The 19,910-nt window shown below is 41.8% G+C and carries 15 protein-coding genes; 10 read left to right on the forward strand and 5 right to left on the reverse strand.

Features of this window, described 5'->3' with window-relative positions:
- Positions 1-6: 6 nt before the first annotated feature.
- Complete coding sequence (locus tag AACZ88_RS16315) at positions 7-1,338, reverse strand: c-type cytochrome (protein WP_339712344.1); 1,332 nt, start codon at positions 1,336-1,338, stop codon at positions 7-9.
- A 228-nt stretch (positions 1,339-1,566) separates the two neighbouring features.
- Here AACZ88_RS16315 and AACZ88_RS16320 point away from each other — a divergent pair, with 228 nt between their 5' ends.
- Positions 1,567-1,938: an SPOR domain-containing protein gene (locus tag AACZ88_RS16320; RefSeq protein WP_339712347.1), complete on the forward strand. Its 372-nt coding sequence runs from the start codon at positions 1,567-1,569 to the stop codon at positions 1,936-1,938.
- 87 nt (positions 1,939-2,025) lie between these two features.
- On the opposite strand, the gene infB is transcribed toward AACZ88_RS16320, so the two are convergent.
- The 3 genes from infB to rimP are packed head-to-tail and all read right to left on the reverse strand — an operon-like array spanning position 2,026 to position 6,625.
- A complete protein-coding gene (gene infB / locus AACZ88_RS16325) occupies positions 2,026-4,872 on the reverse strand; it encodes a translation initiation factor IF-2 (RefSeq protein WP_339712349.1) in 2,847 nt (948 codons plus the stop codon).
- A gap of 45 nt (positions 4,873-4,917) precedes the next feature.
- Positions 4,918-6,150, reverse strand: a complete 1,233-nt coding sequence (nusA, locus tag AACZ88_RS16330) for a transcription termination factor NusA (RefSeq protein ID WP_339712352.1) — start codon at positions 6,148-6,150, stop codon at positions 4,918-4,920.
- Between the two features lie 13 nt (positions 6,151-6,163).
- Positions 6,164-6,625 (reverse strand): ribosome assembly cofactor RimP, encoded by a 462-nt coding sequence (gene rimP / locus AACZ88_RS16335; RefSeq protein ID WP_339712355.1) that lies wholly within the window; start codon positions 6,623-6,625, stop codon positions 6,164-6,166.
- Between the two features lie 406 nt (positions 6,626-7,031).
- Between rimP and AACZ88_RS16340 the strand changes: the two genes are divergently transcribed.
- Both AACZ88_RS16340 and AACZ88_RS16345 read left to right on the forward strand, forming a co-directional pair.
- Positions 7,032-7,229, forward strand: a complete 198-nt coding sequence (locus AACZ88_RS16340; protein WP_339712493.1) for a hypothetical protein — start codon at positions 7,032-7,034, stop codon at positions 7,227-7,229.
- Between the two features lie 80 nt (positions 7,230-7,309).
- Entirely contained in the window at positions 7,310-7,585 is a 276-nt protein-coding gene (locus AACZ88_RS16345; RefSeq protein WP_339712358.1) for a hypothetical protein, read from the forward strand.
- 471 nt (positions 7,586-8,056) lie between these two features.
- Here AACZ88_RS16345 and AACZ88_RS16350 read toward each other — a convergent pair whose 3' ends face one another.
- On the reverse strand, positions 8,057-8,665 hold the full coding sequence (locus AACZ88_RS16350) for a sigma-70 family RNA polymerase sigma factor (RefSeq protein ID WP_339712361.1): 609 nt from the start codon (positions 8,663-8,665) through the stop codon (positions 8,057-8,059).
- 412 nt (positions 8,666-9,077) lie between these two features.
- Here AACZ88_RS16350 and AACZ88_RS16355 point away from each other — a divergent pair, with 412 nt between their 5' ends.
- The 7 genes from AACZ88_RS16355 (at position 9,078) to AACZ88_RS16385 (ending at position 19,908) form a co-directional block, all read left to right on the forward strand.
- A complete protein-coding gene (locus AACZ88_RS16355; protein ID WP_339712364.1) occupies positions 9,078-9,842 on the forward strand; it encodes an aldolase/citrate lyase family protein in 765 nt (254 codons plus the stop codon).
- A 9-nt stretch (positions 9,843-9,851) separates the two neighbouring features.
- Positions 9,852-11,297, forward strand: coding sequence for an SLC13 family permease (locus AACZ88_RS16360; protein WP_339712366.1), 1,446 nt, complete (start codon positions 9,852-9,854; stop codon positions 11,295-11,297).
- Positions 11,298-11,358: 61 nt separating this feature from the next.
- On the forward strand, positions 11,359-12,231 hold the full coding sequence (locus AACZ88_RS16365) for a 2-hydroxy-3-oxopropionate reductase (protein ID WP_339712369.1): 873 nt from the start codon (positions 11,359-11,361) through the stop codon (positions 12,229-12,231).
- A 38-nt stretch (positions 12,232-12,269) separates the two neighbouring features.
- Complete coding sequence (locus AACZ88_RS16370; protein WP_339712372.1) at positions 12,270-13,553, forward strand: enolase C-terminal domain-like protein; 1,284 nt, start codon at positions 12,270-12,272, stop codon at positions 13,551-13,553.
- 49 nt (positions 13,554-13,602) lie between these two features.
- The gene (locus tag AACZ88_RS16375; RefSeq protein WP_339712375.1) at positions 13,603-14,781 is read left to right on the forward strand and encodes a mannonate dehydratase; all 1,179 of its coding nucleotides are present in this window, start codon (positions 13,603-13,605) and stop codon (positions 14,779-14,781) included.
- A gap of 340 nt (positions 14,782-15,121) precedes the next feature.
- Positions 15,122-16,342 (forward strand): FecR family protein, encoded by a 1,221-nt coding sequence (locus AACZ88_RS16380; RefSeq protein WP_339712378.1) that lies wholly within the window; start codon positions 15,122-15,124, stop codon positions 16,340-16,342.
- Positions 16,343-16,449: 107 nt separating this feature from the next.
- Positions 16,450-19,908, forward strand: a complete 3,459-nt coding sequence (locus AACZ88_RS16385; protein WP_339712381.1) for a SusC/RagA family TonB-linked outer membrane protein — start codon at positions 16,450-16,452, stop codon at positions 19,906-19,908.
- Positions 19,909-19,910 lie beyond the last annotated feature (2 nt).

Genomic DNA, 19,910 nt, shown 5'->3' on the forward strand with positions numbered 1-19,910 from the left:
TTTTAATCAATAATGACACTTTCCACACTCCAATCCACCCATTTGGGCCGCCGTAAGCTGGTCTACACCATATTTTTTGGAAAGTTCGGCATGAATTTTTTCATAGTATGCGTTGCCGGCGACCTTAACATTGGTCTCCCTGTGACAATTGATACACCACCCCATGGTCAAAGGAGCGTGTTGATACATTACCTCCATCTCCTCTACAGGTCCATGACAAGTTTGACATTCTACACCCGCCACCGAAACGTGTTGCGAGTGGTTGAAATATGCAAAATCAGGAAGATTATGCACCCGTATCCATTCTACCGGTTTAGATTCACCGGTATATTTTTGATTTTCTTCGTCCCAACCAACCGCTTTATACAGCTTTTGAATTTCCGCATTATAATCAACCCCATGAGCCTTTCCTTCCGCCAAAGTTTCCGGAGCAACTTCATAAATCGACTTGTGACAGTTCATACAAACATTTAAGGACGGTATACCCGAAGTTTTGGATACCCGAGCAGAAGAGTGACAATATTTACATTCAATCTTATTATCACCCGCATGTATTCTATGCGAATAATGTATCGGCTGAATAGGCTCGTAACCCTGATCCACACCAACCTGCATCATCCAACCATAGGCAAAATACGCACTTCCCAGAAGCAAGAAAATTGCCGTTACCAAAACTAGAAATTGATTTTGGGCAAAAGCCTTCCAAAGCGGCAATCGCTTGCCCCCCCGTTCTTTCTCTAGATCAACACCATTGGCCACAGCTATTTGTCGCAATGTCTTGTTCACCATAAACAACATCAACACCAACAAACCAAAGACCAAAACAAGTGCACTCAAGATAACTTCATTGGAAATACTAGAGCCAGACTGTTGTCCACCTTGCCCATTCGCCACTCCCGTACCAACTGCAGCAGTGGCTGCCGGCGCAGGTGCAGCCGCGGTATAAGCCAAAATATTATCTATATCTTCAGCCGATAAAGTAGGAAACGGCGTCATAGCCGCTTGATTGTACTCTGCGTATATCTTATTTGCATAAGAATCGCCGGACTTAATCATTCCCGGACTATTCTTTATCCAAGAATGGATCCACTCCTTATCCAAACCTTCGTCATCCGCAAGGCGACTTTCTACATTGGCCAACGCAGGACCCGTCATTTTACGGTCTAAAGCATGACAGGCAGCACAGTTCTGATTGAACAATGCCTTTCCTTTTACTGGATCACCACCAGCGGCCGCAGCATCTTCCTGCGCACTAAGCGAAATGGAAAAGAGTTGGAAAACTACCAGACCGATACCTAAGACTTTGGAAATTTGATTACGGTATATAACCTTTTTCATGTATAAAGTATTTCAAATCTTGGCATGATATTTTCTATTGCTTTAGATAAATTTATGGATTGTTTCCCATGCCTAAATTGCAGGCAAAAATACGACATAGACTTTATTTGCAAAATGTTAATGGATCTATAATTTATAATTTATAACAGTTCTAAATAAACACATTTTTGGTCGACTGGCTGGAAAGATTTACTTTTACAGTGACCCACTAAAACACAATACATTAGAATGAAAACAAGGATTAGCATCATCACTTTCGCCATTATTTGTCACTTAGGAATTGCACAGAAAGGGCAGATCAATATTGAACAAGATCAAAAAATAAATGAATTAATCGGCCTATACAAATCCCCTAAAGAGGATTCTGAGTACTACAGAATACAAGTAGGTTTTGGCTCTTCCAAGAAAGCACAGGAAATAAAATCGAATGTAGAAATAGATTTTCCACAATTGGCTTCAAAAACCGTTTTTGAATCACCTACCTATCGTGTACGTGTTGGCAGGTTCAAAACCAAATTGGAAGCAGAACGAAATTTTATGGAAGTCAGGGCAAAATATCCTGATGCAATGTTATTAAAACCAAAAAAATCGACCAAATAGGTCGATTTTTTTTTATTCCTCAATCAAGTCAAAATGACTTATTACCAAACTGCGAAAAATTTGAATGCTTTAGATTCAACGCTTTGATTATTTGGATTTCAACTTTTTCTTGACGGCCACTTCTTGGAAAGCCTCAACAATATCTCCTTCGAATATATCATTGTAGTTCTTGATCTGCAGTCCGCAATCATAGCCCTTCGCAACTTCCTTGACATCATCTTTAAATCGCTTCAAGGAAGACAACTCACCCGTATATACCACCACACCGTCACGAATTAATCGTATACCGGCATTTCGTAATATCTTTCCACTTGTGACCATACAACCTGCAATGGTACCGACCTTAGAAATTTTGAAGGTTTCGCGAATTTCAGCAGTTCCTGTAATCTCTTCCTTGATTTCCGGAGACAACATTCCTTCCATCGCATCTTTAAGGTCATTGATGGCATCATAAATAATGGAATACATTCTGATATCGATTTCCTCTTTTTCCGCAACATCACGGGCATTGCCCATCGGACGCACATTAAAGCCGATTATAATCGCATCAGAAGCCGATGCCAATAGCACATCAGACTCTGTAATCGCACCCACACCTTTATGTATAATATTTACCTGAATTTCATCGGAAGATAATTTCTGGAAAGAATCTGTCAGCGCCTCAACAGAACCATCAACATCACCTTTCAAGATAATATTCAACTCTTTAAAATCGCCTAATGCTATTCGCCTTCCAATTTCATCTAATGTAATGTGTCGTTGCGTACGTACAGATTGTTCACGCTGCAACTGTGATCTTTTCGATGCAATTTGCTTGGCTTCACGTTCGTCTTCCATGACATTGAACTTATCACCTGCCTGCGGAGCCCCATCCAACCCCAATATAGATATTGGTGTAGCAGGACCTGCTTTCTGAACCTCTTTACCTCGTTCATCATGCATAGCTTTAACCTTACCACTATGGGTACCCGCCAAAACATAATCACCAATCTTGAGCGTACCCGCCTGAATCAAAATGGTCGACACATAACCGCGCCCCTTATCTAAAAAGGCCTCCACAACCGTACCTAAAGCCAATTTATCAGGATTTGCCTTTAACTCAAGCAATTCGGCTTCAAGCAGTACTTTTTCAAGGAGTTCTTTAACCCCTTCCCCGGTTTTAGCAGAAATATCGTGTGATTGTATCTTACCACCCCAATCTTCAACCAATAAATTCATTTGCGCCAGACCATCTTTAATCTTCTCTGGATTCGCTGTTGGCCTATCTATCTTGTTAATCGCAAATACAATGGGCACCCCAGCTGCCTGCGCATGACTAATAGCTTCTTTGGTCTGCGGCATAATATCATCATCTGCAGCGACTACAATAACCGCTATATCGGTCACTTGAGCACCTCTTGCACGCATCGCCGTAAAGGCCTCGTGACCCGGAGTATCTAAGAAAGTAATCTTTTGACCCCCTCCCAAAGTTACGCCATAAGCACCGATATGCTGAGTAATGCCACCGCTTTCCCCGGCAATAACGTTAGCTTCGCGAACATAATCCAAAAGTGAAGTTTTACCATGATCCACATGCCCCATCACCGTAACAATCGGCGCTCTCGGCTTCATGTCTTCCGGTGCATCTTCATGCTCTTCGATTGTCTCCTCGATTTCGGCGGTCACAAATTCGACCTCATAACCAAACTCTTCAGCTACAATTGAAATCGTTTCAGCATCCAATCGCTGGTTCATGGTAACCATCAAACCAAGTGACATACAGGCAGAAATTATTTCAGTCGTAGAAACATTCATCATCGTTGCCACCTCGCTTGCCGTAACAAATTCGGTAACCTTCAAAATCTTACTCTGAAGTTCTTGCTGCTCTAAATCTTTTTCTGTTTGTTGCCTATGTTGATCCCTCTTATCCCTACGATATTTGGCACCTTTTCCCTTTTTGGATTTACCCTGTAATTTTTCCAGGGTTTCCCTTACCTGCTTTTGTACATCTTCTTCGGTAGGCTCGACCTTATTAACAGGTGACGTAAAACGTCTGCCCGGACCTCTCCTTCCGTCGTTTGATCCCGAATTAGCACCTCTTGGCCCAGTACCCCTTCCTGCCGCAGGCTTGGTGTTGTTACCACTAACAATACGGCGTCTTCTTTTCTTTCTATCACCGGAATCTGAAGCTTTTGTTTCCTCTTTCTTCTTCTTCGGCTTATTGAACTGGGATAAATCTATTTTGGCACCAGTAATTTTTGGTCCGCTCAACTTTTTGTAGTTGGTAGCTATAGTTTCTCCCTCTGTCTGTGCAGGTTCCTCCTCCTTTTTCTTAACCTCTTCCGATTCCTTTTTCGCTTCTACCTTAGGTGTTTCCTTCGGCTCTTCCTTTTTTGCAGGTTCAGATGGTTTGACAACCTCAGGCTTTTTCGGCTCGGAAGCCTTAACCTCAGGGGTTTTTGCTTCAGGCGTTTTGGTTTCAGGAACCTTGACTTCAGGAGCTTTAACCTCAGGAGCTTTGACTTCGGGCGCCTTCGGCACCTCAGCTTTAGGGGTTTCCTCAACCTCTGCCTTGGGCTTCTTCTTATTGTCCAAATCAATCTTACCAACTGTCTTTGGTCCCGCAAGTGAAGCTTTTGCCTTAATAATATTCTCAGATGCTGCGGTTCGCTTCTCCCGGGCCAAACGCCTTTCTTCCTGCTCTTGCTCCAGTTGCAGTCTTAGGGCTTCCTTCTCCTTGCGCTTTTCCTCACCGACTTCCTTTGAAGCAACTTTCTTGCTCATGTCGGTTTCAAACTCGTCGACAAGCACCTGATACACTTCATTAGATATTTTCGTGGTCGGTCGCGCCTCTACCTCGTGCCCTGCTTCCTTAAGAAAATCCACAGCTCTATCCAATGAAATATTGAGCTCTCGGAGAACCTTGTTAAGCCTAATTTTTGCAACTTCTGCCATAAATATTAATTCCTATTCTTTCAATAAAACACCGCTAATATATAGCTAATCTTCCAATTCTTCTTTTAGTATGCGCACAACTTCTGAAATTGTTTCTTCTTCAAGATCAGTACGTTTTACCAAATCGGCTACGTCTTGCTCTAAAACGCTTCGTGCCGTATCCATTCCAATTTTCTTGAATTCTTCAATAACCCACCCTTCGATTTCATCTGAAAACTCGGTAAGCTCTACATCTTCCTCAACACCTTCACGGAACACATCAATCTCATAACCAGTCAGTTGACCCGCCAATCGAATGTTATGCCCACCTCTACCAATAGCCTTTGAAACCTCTTCAGGTCGCAAATATACCTGTGCAGTCATTTTCTCATCATTCAGTTTCACCGTGGAAACACGTGCCGGACTCAACGCCCTGGTCACCATTAATTGTGGGTTACCCGTCCAATTAATTACATCGATATTCTCATTACCCAGTTCTCTCACGATTCCATGGATACGAGAACCTTTCATACCTACACAAGCACCTACCGGATCGATACGGTCATCGTACGAATCAACGGCAACTTTTGCCTTTTCTCCAGGAATTCGAACTGCCTTTTTAATCGTAATCAAGCCATCAAAAACCTCGGGGATCTCTTGAAAAAACAAAGCTTCCAAAAATTTGGGAGAGGTTCGCGACATGATTATGGTCGGTTTGCTTCCCTTCAATTCTACACTTTCTATAATACCACGTACATTATCTCCTTTTCTAAAGAAATCAGATGGAATCTGTCGGTCTTTTGGCATAATTATCTCATTGCCCTCATCATCTAAAAGAATGATGGCCTTGTGACGAATATGATGTACTTCTGCCGTATAAATTTCTCCTTCTAAATCTTTAAACTGCTTATAAATGGTCGTATTGTCATGTTCATGAATCTTTGAGATAAGATTCTGACGTAATGCCAAAATAGCCCTTCGCCCTAAATTTATTAATTTCACCTCTTCGGAAACATCTTCGCCAACTTCAAAATCAGGCTCGATTTTACGGGCTTCAGACAGTGATATTTCTTCATTTGGATCCTCAACCTCACCATCTTCAACAACAATTCTATTCCTCCATATTTCTAAATCCCCCTTATCAGGGTTGATAATAATATCAAAATTATCATCGGAACCGAATTTCTTCTTTAGCGCGTTTCTAAAAACATCTTCCAAAATCGCCATTAGCGTTACCCTATCTATGAATTTATCGTCTTTAAATTCAGAGAAAGATTCAATGAGCGCAATATTTTCCATTTTTATGCTACAATTAAAATTTTAATATAACTTTTGCTTCGTTTATATCGGCAAATCCGATTTCCTTTTTTTTTCGAACCGTAACCTTTCCCTTTCCAATGGGTTTGGGTTCGCGCGCTTTCCATTCTAAGATAATACCATTTTCGGTAACATCGGTTAGATTCCCCTCAAAGGTATCACCTAAACTATTGACCTCTAATTTTCTGCCAATATTTTTTTTATACTGCCTAGGCATCACCATCGGTGCAGCGGCACCGGCAGAAGCAACTTCAAGTGAAAAATCTTCTTCTTCCCGATCGAGATTATGCTCTATAGCCCTACTGATTTTCATACAATCTTGCACCGTAACGCCCTGATCGCCATCAATAATGACCTTTATTTTATTATCAAGTGTTACGGAAAAATCTATAAGAAAGAGAGATAAATCCTCTTGTAAAGCAGCTTCTAAAAGTGCCCTAACTTTATCTTTTAACATGAATCGTAACGTTTAAAATCTTTCAAATTACTCAGCATCGATACGATCGACTCGCTCTACTTCGCATCTTAATACCCCAAGAAAAGAAAATCTTGCAAACAAAAAAGAGGACTATTATGGTCCCCTCATGAATACTTTTATATCCTTTCAGTGGTGCAAATATACAATTTTTTTGTTTCCCACAATTTATTTGTGGCAAAGCCCTTTTTTCCAACACCTTAAACTTCTATTATTTACTGCAATAAAAAGAACTTTAACTTGCTATGTAAGGCGTATTGTTTAAAAACAACAACACAGAATAACCTGCCTACCCCATAGACGTATTGTCTTCATACAAAAAATAATCGGAGCTTCTATCATCGTTATTTTATCTTTTTCGTTTAATGGAATTTCTAAACGAACCAATATACCTTCGGTTTTAATGCTCATTGTTCTGGGCATTGTTTTACAGTTTGTACTAAAATATTTCATCGGAGACCACATTGATTTCGAAAAGGGCCTAAAAGGCACCCTGGAAATTATTGGAACCATAGGGTTTATCATGATCGTACTGGAAGCTACCTTGGAATTGCAACTTAAAAGAGAAAACTGGAACCCCTTCTAAAATCAATGGCAGTTGCCCTAATCGGCTTAATTGGCTCCGCCTGGGCGGCCGCATTGATACTGTAACGGTTCATACCCGATATGACCACGCAATCAGCCTGGCTCTGTGCTACGCCACTATCTATACTTTCACCTGCCATCATAATCCCTAGCGTAGGCGGTCTTTCCAACGACAAGAAAGAGTTCCACATCTATGAAAGCACCTTTTCCGACATTATGGGTATTATGATGTTCTATTTTTTAGCAGGAGGCCTCAATCCAGAAGAAGACCCAGGAGCCCTCGGCTTCATAGGTAATAGCGTTTTGACCATAGTTATTTCAATAGTCGCAAGTTATGCCCTTGTACTCATTTTTTAACGCATAAAAAGTCAGGCAAAGCAATTTTTGCTCATTGCCGTGTTGTTATTATTTTACGCCATAGACAAAAAAATGCACCTTTCTTCATTTATTATTATCTTAATATTCGGATTGGCAATTGCAAACGTTAAACTATTTTTTCCCGGAAAAAAGGCCATTTTCTCGAAAAGGAAAAAATGCACCAAATTTATCATGAATTACATATCATTACTTTAGAAACGGCCTTAGTGGTACGTACCTTTTTCTTTGTGATATTTAAGATGAAATAGAAAAGGAATACAAGGCAAGGGAAGAAGCCTGTGAAGAAGTGGAACACAAAACACATCAGGAGCTATACGAGCAAGTACAAAAGGCGATATCATCAAAAGACAAGGTTTCAAAAAAAACTATAGAACGACACAAAGCCCTAGAAACCATTTTTTTTGAATAAAAAGGTCTTGACAGATGATTACCATAGTCCAATCCTATTAATTAAAATTGTAAGAGCAAGGCTAGAAAAAGAATAGCTCCCATATATTTTCTAAGAAAACATATAGATCGACCCATTAACTTATAAGTTCCCTTTTTACTGAGCGACATAATCTCTGCTATCTCTTCATAACTCAATTGGGTATAGTATTTTAGATGAATGATTTCTTTTTGTCTATCCGTAAGCTTTTCAAGTGCCTTTTTTAGTTTTTGACATTGCTGATCAAAACATTGTCTTTCAATCATATCGAACTCAATTGAAGGGGTGACCAATACTTTTAAAAAATTAGGTTTTAAATCAAGGGGCATCGATCTCTTGCGTTGCTTTACAGATTCGGCGATCAGTTTTCTTCTAATAGATTTGAACAAGTATGACTTTATCGATTTCACTCGACCCAACTTATGCTTGGAATTCCAAATCTCCACAAAAAGTTCTTGAATACAATCTTTGATTAATTCTTTATCCTTAATCAACTTTAGCCCGTAACTATATAAAAAGGACACATTATCTCTATAAATAGTAGCATATGCAATATCGCTTCCGGCCTGGAACTCTTGCCATAATTGAAAATCTGCTATCCCCTTGTTATCTCTTGAGATAATCTTGGGCATCTTACTTCGCTCATCCGAAATGTAGCTCTGAAAATATGATAAGTTTAAATCCAAAATAAAATATATCCGCAGTTGAAAAATAGTTATATGCTATTAATGCTAGGGGAATTTTGGGAATATGCCAACAAAGTACAAAATAAATTAACAACTAATAATTAATACATTCAATAAAATGAATTCGATAGTTGTATAAAAAATAAAAAATCTGCAGTGCAGTATAATTTTTGAGTAGTTCAACTCCAAGCTGGATTATGATTAAAACCACGCGATATAAACTTACCTATTCAATAAAATATCAACACTTTCGAAAAATATGCTTCAACTATGGGGTAAAAATTAAAAATCCCTCTCTTGACTGTAAAGCACCACCAATTACCCAAGCTTTCATAACCACCAATCAATTGCATATTTTATGAAAAACCTAAAGACAAGACTTAAAAACGGAGAAGCCTTAAATGGCTGCTGGTTAAATCTTGGCAGCTCATTAACAGCCGAAATTGTAGGGCAGGCAGGCTTTGATTGGGTCTTGATAGATCTTGAACATGGCTCAGGGAATGAAAAAGACGCGCTCTTACAGCTTCAGGCGCTACAAGCCAGTTCAACGGGTGCCGTTATTCGAGTTGAGAGCAATGATAAAAGACGTATTCAGCGAGCCTTAGACATGGGGGCCGAAGGCATCATGTGTCCACAAGTCGAAACCCCGTCAGATGCAGAAAAAGTAATTGAGGGCTTGTATTACGCACCTGATGGAAAACGGGGCGTAGCCAAAATGGTAAGGGCAACGGATTTTGGTAAAAACTTCGATGCCTACAGAACAAAGTCGAAAGAGAACATTCTAGGGGTAATTCAAATAGAGACTACCGAAGCGCTAAACCATTTAGATGAAATTGCAGCTTTGGATGGGGTCGATGTATTGTTTGTGGGGCCTTCAGATTTAACGATGTCTTTAGGAATATTTGGCCAACTAGACCACCCGCGTTATATCAACGCCTTAAAAGCCATTATCGCTGCTGCCGACAAAGCCAAAAAGGCAGTAGGCATCCTCCTGTTCAACCCTGACGACTATAAAACTTATTATGACATGGGTATTCGACTAATTGCCTGTGGCTCCGACGCCACCTTTGTGAGTCAAGGCGCCTCCCAAATGGCCAATTTGTTAAATTCAAAAAAAGCGTAATCCACCACTATGGCCTTAGTCAGTTTTTTTTCCGACCCTTTATTTATTCTTTTAATAGGTATTGTAATTGTTGTCGGTGGAATTATCGGACTTCGTCTCCACGCTTTTCTGGCCCTATTGATCGCAGCCTTCGCTGTGGCTTTATTGACCCCAGCTTCAGCTATTGAAACTTTCGCCTTGACCAAGGGCGTCAATGGTGAAACGGCACTCCAAATGTCCCATTGGCACGTCGGCAAACGAATTGCTATTGCCTTTGGCGAAACATGTGGTAAAATCGGAATTCTCATAGCCATGGCCGCCATTATAGGCAAGTGTATGCTCGAAAGTGGTGCGGCAGAGAAAATTATACGGTCACTTCTCAAATGGACCGGGGTCAAAAATGCCCCCATATCATTTTTAGGAGGAAGTTTCTTTTTGGGCATTCCCGTTTTTTTTGACACTGTTTTTTACCTGATGATTCCCTTGGCCAAAGCGTTGGCCAACAAATTAGGGAAAAACTATTTACTTTTGGTACTTGCCATTACCGCAGGCGCCGCTATGGCCAATTCATTGGTGCCACCAACACCCGGACCTTTATTCTTGATCAGCGAAATGAACATTCCTATTGGTATGATGATGTTGGGTGGTATTTTAGTTGGACTTTTCACTATTTCAACGGGCTATATGTATGCGGTATGGGCGAATCGAAAATGGCCGGTACCCCTTCGCGATTCGGTTGACGCTCCACTAAAAGATATAAAAGCCTTGTCATTAAAATCAGATGAACACTTGCCTTCATTGTGGTTTTCTACGCTTCCCGTTTTAATTCCCTTGGTTTTTATAACCGTCAAAGCGGTAATTGATACTTTTATGAATATCGAGAACACCGAAAGCATCTTACTAACTTTGGTTAACTTTTTCGGGGAGAAGAACACAGCCCTGATTTGCGGGGCGTTATCCGCATTGGTGCTTCTGGTGCTTCAAAAAAAAGAAGACAAAACGGCTATGGGCCGGGCAGTTCAAACTGCACTCATGAGCGGTGGCGTCATCATATTGATTACCGCAGCGGGGGGCGCTTTTGGAGGAATGCTGCAACAAACAGGCATAAGCGCACGTATCGGAGAACTTACCCAGGGCTATCAAATGGCCATCATACCCTTGGCTTTTTTTATAGCCGTTGTAGTTCGCACAGCCCAAGGATCGGCTACAGTTGCCATGATCACTGCATCGGGCATCCTTGCAGGAATGTCGGCAACAATGGACCTTGGCTATCATCAACTTTATGTCGGACTTGCCATTGCCTGCGGGTCTAAAATATTTCCTTGGATGAACGATAGCGGGTTTTGGATTGTATGTAAAATGAGTAACTTGACAGAAAAGGAACTATTAAAAACATTTTCACCCATGTTGACGATAATGGGTGTAACTGGTCTAATCGTCATTCTAATTGCCGCGCAACTATGGCCCCTGGTGTAAGAACAACAAGACTAAAACATAATTAATTTTAATAAACAATAGTAGAAAAAGAACACAGCAAATGGAAAAAGTAGGATTTATAGGATTGGGAATAATGGGAAAACCCATGGCACTAAATTTAATCAAGGCCGGATATACTGTATTGATATTAGAAACTAGCGCAGAGGCCAAAGCTGTAACTGCAGCCGGGGCAAAGTCGTATAGAACGAGTAATGATCTGGCCCATGATAGCGACATCGTCATAACGATGCTTCCCGATTCCCCTGAAGTTGAAACGGTAGTTTTAGGTAAAGATGGCGTTCTTGAAGGCATACGCCCGGAATCAATTTTCGTCGATATGTCGACCATAGCCCCCGCTACCGCAAAGAAAATACACAACGCCTTTCAAGAAAAAAAGGTTGAAGCATTGGATGCTCCTGTATCCGGTGGGCAAGTGGGTGCCGAAAGCGGCACGATATCAATTATGGTCGGGGGAAGTGAAGATGCATTTAACAAAGTACTCCCACTATTTAATGTTATGGGGAAAAGTGCCGTATTGATTGGTGATGCAGGGGCCGGCCAAACGACGAAGGCTTGTAATCAAATCATTGTGGGAATGACCATTCAAGCCGTAGCGGAAGCTTTCGCCCTGGCCAAAAAAGCCGATGTAAATCTCGAAAAGATGAGGGAGGCATTATTAGGTGGATTCGCCCAAAGCCGTATTCTAGATTTACACGGCCAACGCATCATCGATGACAATTTCAAACCCGGATTTAAAGTGAAATTACATAGAAAAGACATGAACATCGCGCTTCAGGCGGGAAAGGAATTCTCCGTCCCATTACCCGGCAGTGCACAGGTCGCTTCTAACATGGATGCCCTAATCGCCCAGGAAAAAGGGGAGCTCGACCATAGCGCCCTGTACGTATTACTTGCCGAATTGGCCGGTATTTGAATGTTCCAATAGCTTGAATATCCTATTAAAATGAAACCGTGAAAATAACCGATATAGATATCACCCAGATTGCAGTAGGAGACCCTCCCCTATTAAATGCTGCAGGCCTGCATGCCCCGTACGCCCTGCGAATTATCGTAGAACTAATTACCGATTCGGGAATTACCGGACTGAGTGAAATTCCAGGAAGCGAAAAAATACATAAGGCCTTGTCCGAATTAAAACCATATCTCATCGGTCAAGACGTGTTCCAACTCAATATGATCAAGAAGTTGATCAATCAAAAATTTGGGGAACGGGAAGACCAACGGGGCGTAGCTCCTTGGGACCAAAGGTTATTGGTTCATTTATTTAGTGCAATAGAAGTTGCCTGTTTAGATTGTATCGGAAAAAAATTAGACCGGCCCGTTGTTGATTTATTAGGCGGAAGGTCTAGAACCAAGGTACCCTTTTCGGCTTACCTTTTCTATAAATACGAAGGTGCTGGTGGCGCACTCGGATCTGGTACGGACAAAGAAGCAACGGGTTGGTTACGGGCCCGACAAGAAGAAGCCTTATCACCCGCCCAAATGGTCGACCAAGCCAAAGCCATGTGCAAGGCGTTCGGTTTTCAATCCATAAAATTAAAAGGCGGTGCCCGCCCCCCGGAAATCGAATATGAAAGCATTTTGGCTTTGCGAGAAGCTTTTGGGTCCGATATGCCTTTGCGGTTAGACCCGAATGCGATCTGGTCGTTGGAAACCGCCATAAAATACGGCAAGAAAATGGAGGGTATTCTCGAATATTATGAAGATCCTGTCAGAGGCCAAATTGACATGGCTTTATTGAGTCAAAAAGTTAACATTCCGTTAGCGACCAATATGTGCACTACTTCTTTTGAAGACATTCCTGCAAGCATTCGGTTAGGTTCTGAACATATCATTTTATCCGACCATCACTTTTGGGGCGGTTTGCGCGCATCTATGGAACTGAACAAAATCTGCCAAACTTTTGATAGGGGATTTTCAATGCATTCCAACAGCCATCTCGGCATATCCATGGCTGCAATGGCCCATTTGGGGGCAGCAATACCTCATCTTGATTATGCCCTCGACACCCATTACCCTTGGCAGATAGACGAGGTAATAGAAGGCGGGAAAATTCCGATAATAGACGGATTCGTTACAGTATCGGACAGACCCGGCCTTGGAGTAACCTTAGATCGGGAGCAGCTGCAAAAACTGCATGAAAAATTTCTGGCATGCGGCTTAAAAGAACGCAATGATGAAGTAGAAATGCAAAAAGTAGACCCACAATGGCACTTTAAACTACAAAGATGGTAATCACCCCATAAGCCCAAGTCGCTAAATATGCTTTTAAAAACCTTTAAAAATGAAAGAAATTGAAAACTTAAATCGAAGAAAGGCCCTCTCTACTTTATTAAAAGGAGGATTAGGAGCTACTGCGGCATTCGGGTCAATAGGAACTATTTCGGCTTGCGGTGACCAAGCTCAAAAGACAAGTGAAGAAGCCCCGGTTACCAAGACACCTAAAAAACCAATGTTGATGAAAATTGGATGTCAACATGGAGGAACCGGAAAAGAAAACCTCGAATTTTTAGCCCGATACGGGGTTTTTAATATGGATGGTGGGTCTCCTAAAATGATCGAAGGCATTGGCTGGGACCTTGATGACTCCATGCGAAAACGGGAAGCTTGCGAAAAATACGGTATCGCGCTAGACGCCTATCACCTTCCTTTATCATCTGCCGGCATTGAAAACATTAGCACGCCGAATATTATGTTGGGTAAAAGTCCGGAACGTGACCGCGAAATCGAAATGATTCAGCAAATGATTTCCGTCGCCAGTAAAACTGGTGTAAAAGCACTGTTATATAATACCATCATACACGTCATTCTCAGAACCGAACCCACTTTAGATCCGACACGGGGCAATTCCTATTACAGCACTTGGAATCTTGAAAAGGCCCTCGCTAAAAATGAAGGGCTTACCGTTGCCGGAAAAGTAGACATCGACGAAATTTATGAGCGCATCACGTACTTTCTTGACCGCGTGCTTCCTGTAGCCGAGGAATATAATATAAAGTTGGCCAACCATATCGCCGATCCCCCGGCACCTGTAGGTTTTCGTGGCATTACCCGATGGAACAGCCCCGACGTATTTGAGGGCATAAAACGCTTTGCCCAATTGTACGACAGCCCTTCACATGGTTTTAACCTCTGTCTTGGATCGACGGCAGAAGGCTTAAAAGACCCAAGAACGGAAATTCTACCCATCATTAAATGGGTGGGCGAACGCAAACAGATATTCAACATCCATCTACGCAATATCAAAGGAGGGTATAATAATTTCCAGGAAGTCTATCCTGACAATGGCGATATGGATTTCGGTGAAATTATCAAAGCCCTACGTGATGTTGATTATGCCGGAATGGTCATGCCCGACCATATTCCGCGACACGAAGATCCGGGAAGCAATCTTCAAGGTCACGCCTATGCTTTTGGGTATATTAAAGCGCTAATGCACGCCATTGACATGGGCTATTCATAAAAGAATTAGTTAGTTTAGTTAGTCGGAAACAGCATCGTTTGATTTAAATGGTGCTGTTTTTTTTGAAAATCATCTTAAAAACCAGTTACGACAAAATAGCATTCTGTAACGCGTTCTATAGCATTATCTTCAGAAATAAAACTAGGTTGCATATACATGGGAAAGGAATACCCATGTTTGACAATATTCTTACCAAAACACTTTATATCAAGCTACTAAACACTGTTTTTTATGCAAAAAAAACAGATTTCGTTGGGGTAAAACTCAACTTTCCATCTCTTTCTAAAGACAAGTAGTAAGTCTGGGCAATTACTTGCTATAGTACCTAATGGATTGAAGCATGAAATACACCCATTACAAAGAAGAAGATTTTGTAAAGGACACCTATTTTCAGAAATGGATCTTAGACCCTGACCGTTTGACCCGAAATTTTTGGGAAAATTGGGTACTTCAACATCCCCATAAAAAGGATACCGTTGAAAATGCGGCACGTATGATAAGACTGATACAATTCGCCGGCAAAGAAGAACTTTCTGCCACGGAAATTGATACGATGTGGCAAAATATTTTTCAAAAAAGAAAGAAAAAAAGCAACAGGAACTATTTTCAACTGTACCCTTCATCTCCATTTGAAATCAAATCCCTTCTCCGGTTTGCGGCACTCTTTACTATCGTAATAAGTACCACCTTCGCGCTTTACCACTTGCTGTTCAATTCAGAACAAGGGAATATTGAGCCTATGGGCTCACGGATAACCTTAAAACTTGAAGACGGATCGGTGCACGTTCTAAAGGAGCAGGCCTCGGAAGTTATTATGAACGAAAAAGGGAATAGGATTGTAAATCAAGAGCGAAACACACTCGTTTACGATAAGAAAAGAGTTAGTGACCAACAGCACATAGCCTACAATGAGCTCGTCGTACCCTACGGCAAAAAATTCGAACTAAGACTTTCAGACGGCTCTCATGTTTTTTTGAATTCAGGCTCTAAATTGCGCTATCCTGTAGCCTTCTCAAACAATAGCGCAAGAAATGTTTTTCTTGATGGCGAAGCCTATTTCTCAGTAGAAAAAGATAAGGTTTGGCCCTTTAAAGTTATCACCAATACTATGAATACCCGGGTATACGGAACAAAATTCAACATTTGCGGTTACGGGGAAGAAGAAGAAACCGCCGTAGTTTTAGTTGAAGGAAGTGTCGGTGTCTATAAAACCAGTAATGTCTCAAGCCATGACGATATCAAAATTGTTCCAGGACAGCGCGCCCTCATGATCAAAGATGACATTTCCATCGACGAAGTAAACGTAAATAAGCACATCGCTTGGACAGTTGGAAAATTGATATTCATCGATGACCCCTTTGAAACAATTGTCAAAATACTGGAAAGACATTTTAATATCGCTATTGACAACCAAGTTGCACCATTAAATAAAAAACGATTTACAGGAACTTTCACCAAAGAATCCCTAGATCAAATTTTGAGGGTATTTCAAGAACACACCCCTTTTGATTTTAGGATAAAGGGAAGCACAATAACCATCAGGGAAAAAGAAAAATCTTAAAAATTACTGAATGAATTAAACGCAACCTATTACAAGTATGCATTCTGAAAGTGCTGAAACACCTTCAAGCAAAACACTCAATAACATAATCAACCAAAAAAGCAATTATGAAAAAACCAATGAAACTATTGGAAATTGCCCATGTGCTGCTTCCAAAATTCAATTGTCAAGTGATTGCAATCCTCTTTTTTTTCACTGGATCAATCTGTCAATTACATGCCACCTCGGGCTACGCCCAAAACACAAAAATCGATTTAGACAAAACCGGCGCTACGATACTCGAAATAATCGATGCTATAGAAGCAAAGACCGAGTTTAAATTCTTTTATAGCAAACAAGATTTAAACTTGCAACGCAAAGTAAATATACGGGTAAAGGGGTTAAGCATAGAAAAAATACTCCAAAAGCTTTTTCCCTTTGGCAAGGTAAACTTTAAGATTATTGACAAACAAATCGTACTGATATCGCATAATACGAATCGCACTACGAGAAATACGACAACTCCCATCATATTGCAAGATCCCATTGCGATAAGTGGCATCGTCTCCGATGTCAATGGTGGGCCGTTACCCGGAACAAGCATTCTTGTAAAAGGAACCAATACTGGGGTCACCTCTGATTTCAATGGCAACTATACTATAAACGTACCGAACAGTAGTGCCGTTCTGGTTTTTAGCTATATCGGGTTTACGGCTAAAGAAGTGGTCGTCGGAGAGCAAACTACCATCAATGTAACCTTAGAAGAAAGTGCCGAGGCCTTAGGTGAAGTCGTAGTGACGGCACTGGGAATCGAAAGAGACCGAAAAACTCTGGGCTATGCAACTGCCAACGTCGATTCAGAAGAATTCGCGGTAAATCGAACCCCGAATTTTATGGATGCCCTTCAAGGGAAAGTAGCAGGGGTCAATATTTCAGGGTTGGGATCTGGCCCCCAAGGAAGCAGTAAAATAAGGATCCGCGGTATTTCCTCGTTCGGGAATAACAACTCCCCATTAATCGTGGTAAACGGTGTTCCCATAAACAACACCTCTTTTGGTGTACAGGGAGACGTTGGCGAAGTAGGCAGCAATAGACGGTCCGATAGTGGTGACGGACTCAGTAGTATCAATCCTGACGATGTCGAAGACATGACCATTCTAAAAGGTGCGGCCGCATCAGCCTTATATGGATCAAGGGCCAAAGATGGCGTCATCATGATTACGACCAAAAATAGGTCTGCAGATGGCGGGGTAGAAGTTACCTTCAACACCAATTATACCAATGGTGCCCCTCTTGATTTCACCGATTATCAGTATGAATATGGTCAAGGTGAAGGCGGGGTTCGACCCGATGCGCCGTTCCCCAATACAGGGGTTTGGAGTTTCGGAGAGCCTGTAGGGGGCACACAGGTCTTATTCGACGGGTTAGTAGTGCCTTATACCCCGACGCCGAACAAAATCAGGGATTATTATCGCAATAGTTCTACATTAATGAACACCATTAGTGTTGCTTCGGGTGGCGAAAATGGCGGCTTGAATTTTTCCGCTTCCAATATGGATGCAACTTCTATTCTGCCCGGTTCCGACTATGTAAGAAGAACGGTAAACCTTGGTTTTACCCAAAAACTTAACAAGTTTACCATTTCAGGAAATGTCAATTACTCGAATGAGGAACGTACCAACCCCCCGAATATCGCCGAACAGGATTTTAGCCCTGTGGTCATTTATACCCTTGCATCTACAATGCCACTAGATCTCTTAAGGGAGAACTGTTGCGATGCAAATGGGGACGAAATTCCGTATTCAAGGTTTACCAATAGAACCAACCCTTATTTTGCACTAAAACGGTTTGAAAACAATACGCGAGATCGGGTGTATGGCAACATTACGACTAAATACGATTTTGCTGATTGGCTTTTTGCCCAAGTTCGGGTCGGGCAAGATTATTATATGCGCGATGTCGACTATAACCTGCCCACGGGGAGTCAAAGACAATCTGATCCGCCACCAGGTTTTGTAAACGGTCAATATATTCAAGACCAACGCCGCTTCAGAGAGGTCAATGCCGACTTTTTGATCAGTGCCAACAAACAATTTGGCGAGTTTGGCACCATGTTGAATTTTGGTGGTAACCAAATGTATCGACGATCTGATGTAAATACTATTTTAGGAGAGAACTTTTACACTAGAGATCTATACACTATTGGAAATGCCAGTACGGTATCGCCAAATTACGTGCGTTCGGAAGAACAGATAAATTCGCTATATGCTGCAGCCGAACTTTCTTACGGCGGCTTCCTGTATGTAAATGCCACCGCCAGAAATGACTGGTTCTCTACCCTTTCCCCTGAAAATAGAAGCATCCTCTATCCTTCCATAACAGGTAGTTTTGTTTTCAGCCAGGCCTTTAAAAATATGCCCAGCTGGCTTTCCTTCGGAAAAATACGATTAGCCTATGCAGAGGTTGGCAGTGATACTGATGTGGGCGCATACGCCGACAACCTGCCTTATCGAATCAATCCGTTACAACTTTTAGGCCAGCCTGTTGGCGGTATCGACACCAGTACTATTCCCAACACCGATTTAAGACCCATGCGTGTGACCGAGCGGGAAATAGGGTTAGAACTGACCCTGTTCAATAATTTGCGGTTCGAGGCTTCGTATTACAACAAGCTTTCCTCCGATCAGATACTCCAGGCACAAACCTCAGATGCCTCGGGCTATACCACCCGTCGTATAAATGTTGGGGAAAGTAGAAATGAAGGATTTGAAGTTTTCCTCTCGGTCAGTCCCATACGCAGCCCAAACTTTACATGGAACACCGCTGCGAACTTATCCTATAATACTTCTGAAGTATTGAGTCTTGGCGAAAGTGTCGATGATAACTTTATTACCGTCGGACTTGCCGAGTTCCATGGAGAACTTAGACAGGTGGTCGGTAAGCCTATGGCACAGCTCTACGGGTATGGATGGTTGCGCGACGACCAAGGAAACCAGGTATTCGACCCAAACAATGGATTTCCGCTACGGTCTGAAGAGCAGCTTAATTTTGGTACTGCCCTACCCGTCTGGGTCGGTGGTTTTACCAATTCCTTTAAATACAAAAACGTTACGGCGTCCTTCTTAATAGACTACAAATTGGGCCATAAAATGATTTCAGGTACCCACATCAATGCGTATCGGCACGGGCTTGACAAAGCCACTTTGGTCGGACGGGATGTCGGGTACGTCATTGGCGAAGGGGTCAATCCCGATGGCAGTGTCAATACGGCACAGGCCGATATTCAAGGGTACTACCAGACGATACGTACCCATAGGGGATCTGAAGCATCGGTTTTCAATGCGGGCTCTTGGCAGCTAAGACAATTATCAATAGGCTATGACTTTACATCACACTTGGATAAAATCAAGTTTATAAAAAACTTGAAATTCGATATTGTTGCCAATAATGTGGCCGTTCTTAAAAAATGGGTCCCCCATATCCATCCCGATCAAAACGGGATCATCGGGGATCAATACACAGGTCTAGAGGCCACCGGTCTACCGATTACCAGGGATATCGGTTTTAACATGAACATTAAATTTTAATA

The organism is uncultured Kriegella sp. (assembly GCF_963975415.1).
In the GTDB taxonomy this organism is placed as follows: Bacteria; Bacteroidota; Bacteroidia; order Flavobacteriales; family Flavobacteriaceae; genus Kriegella.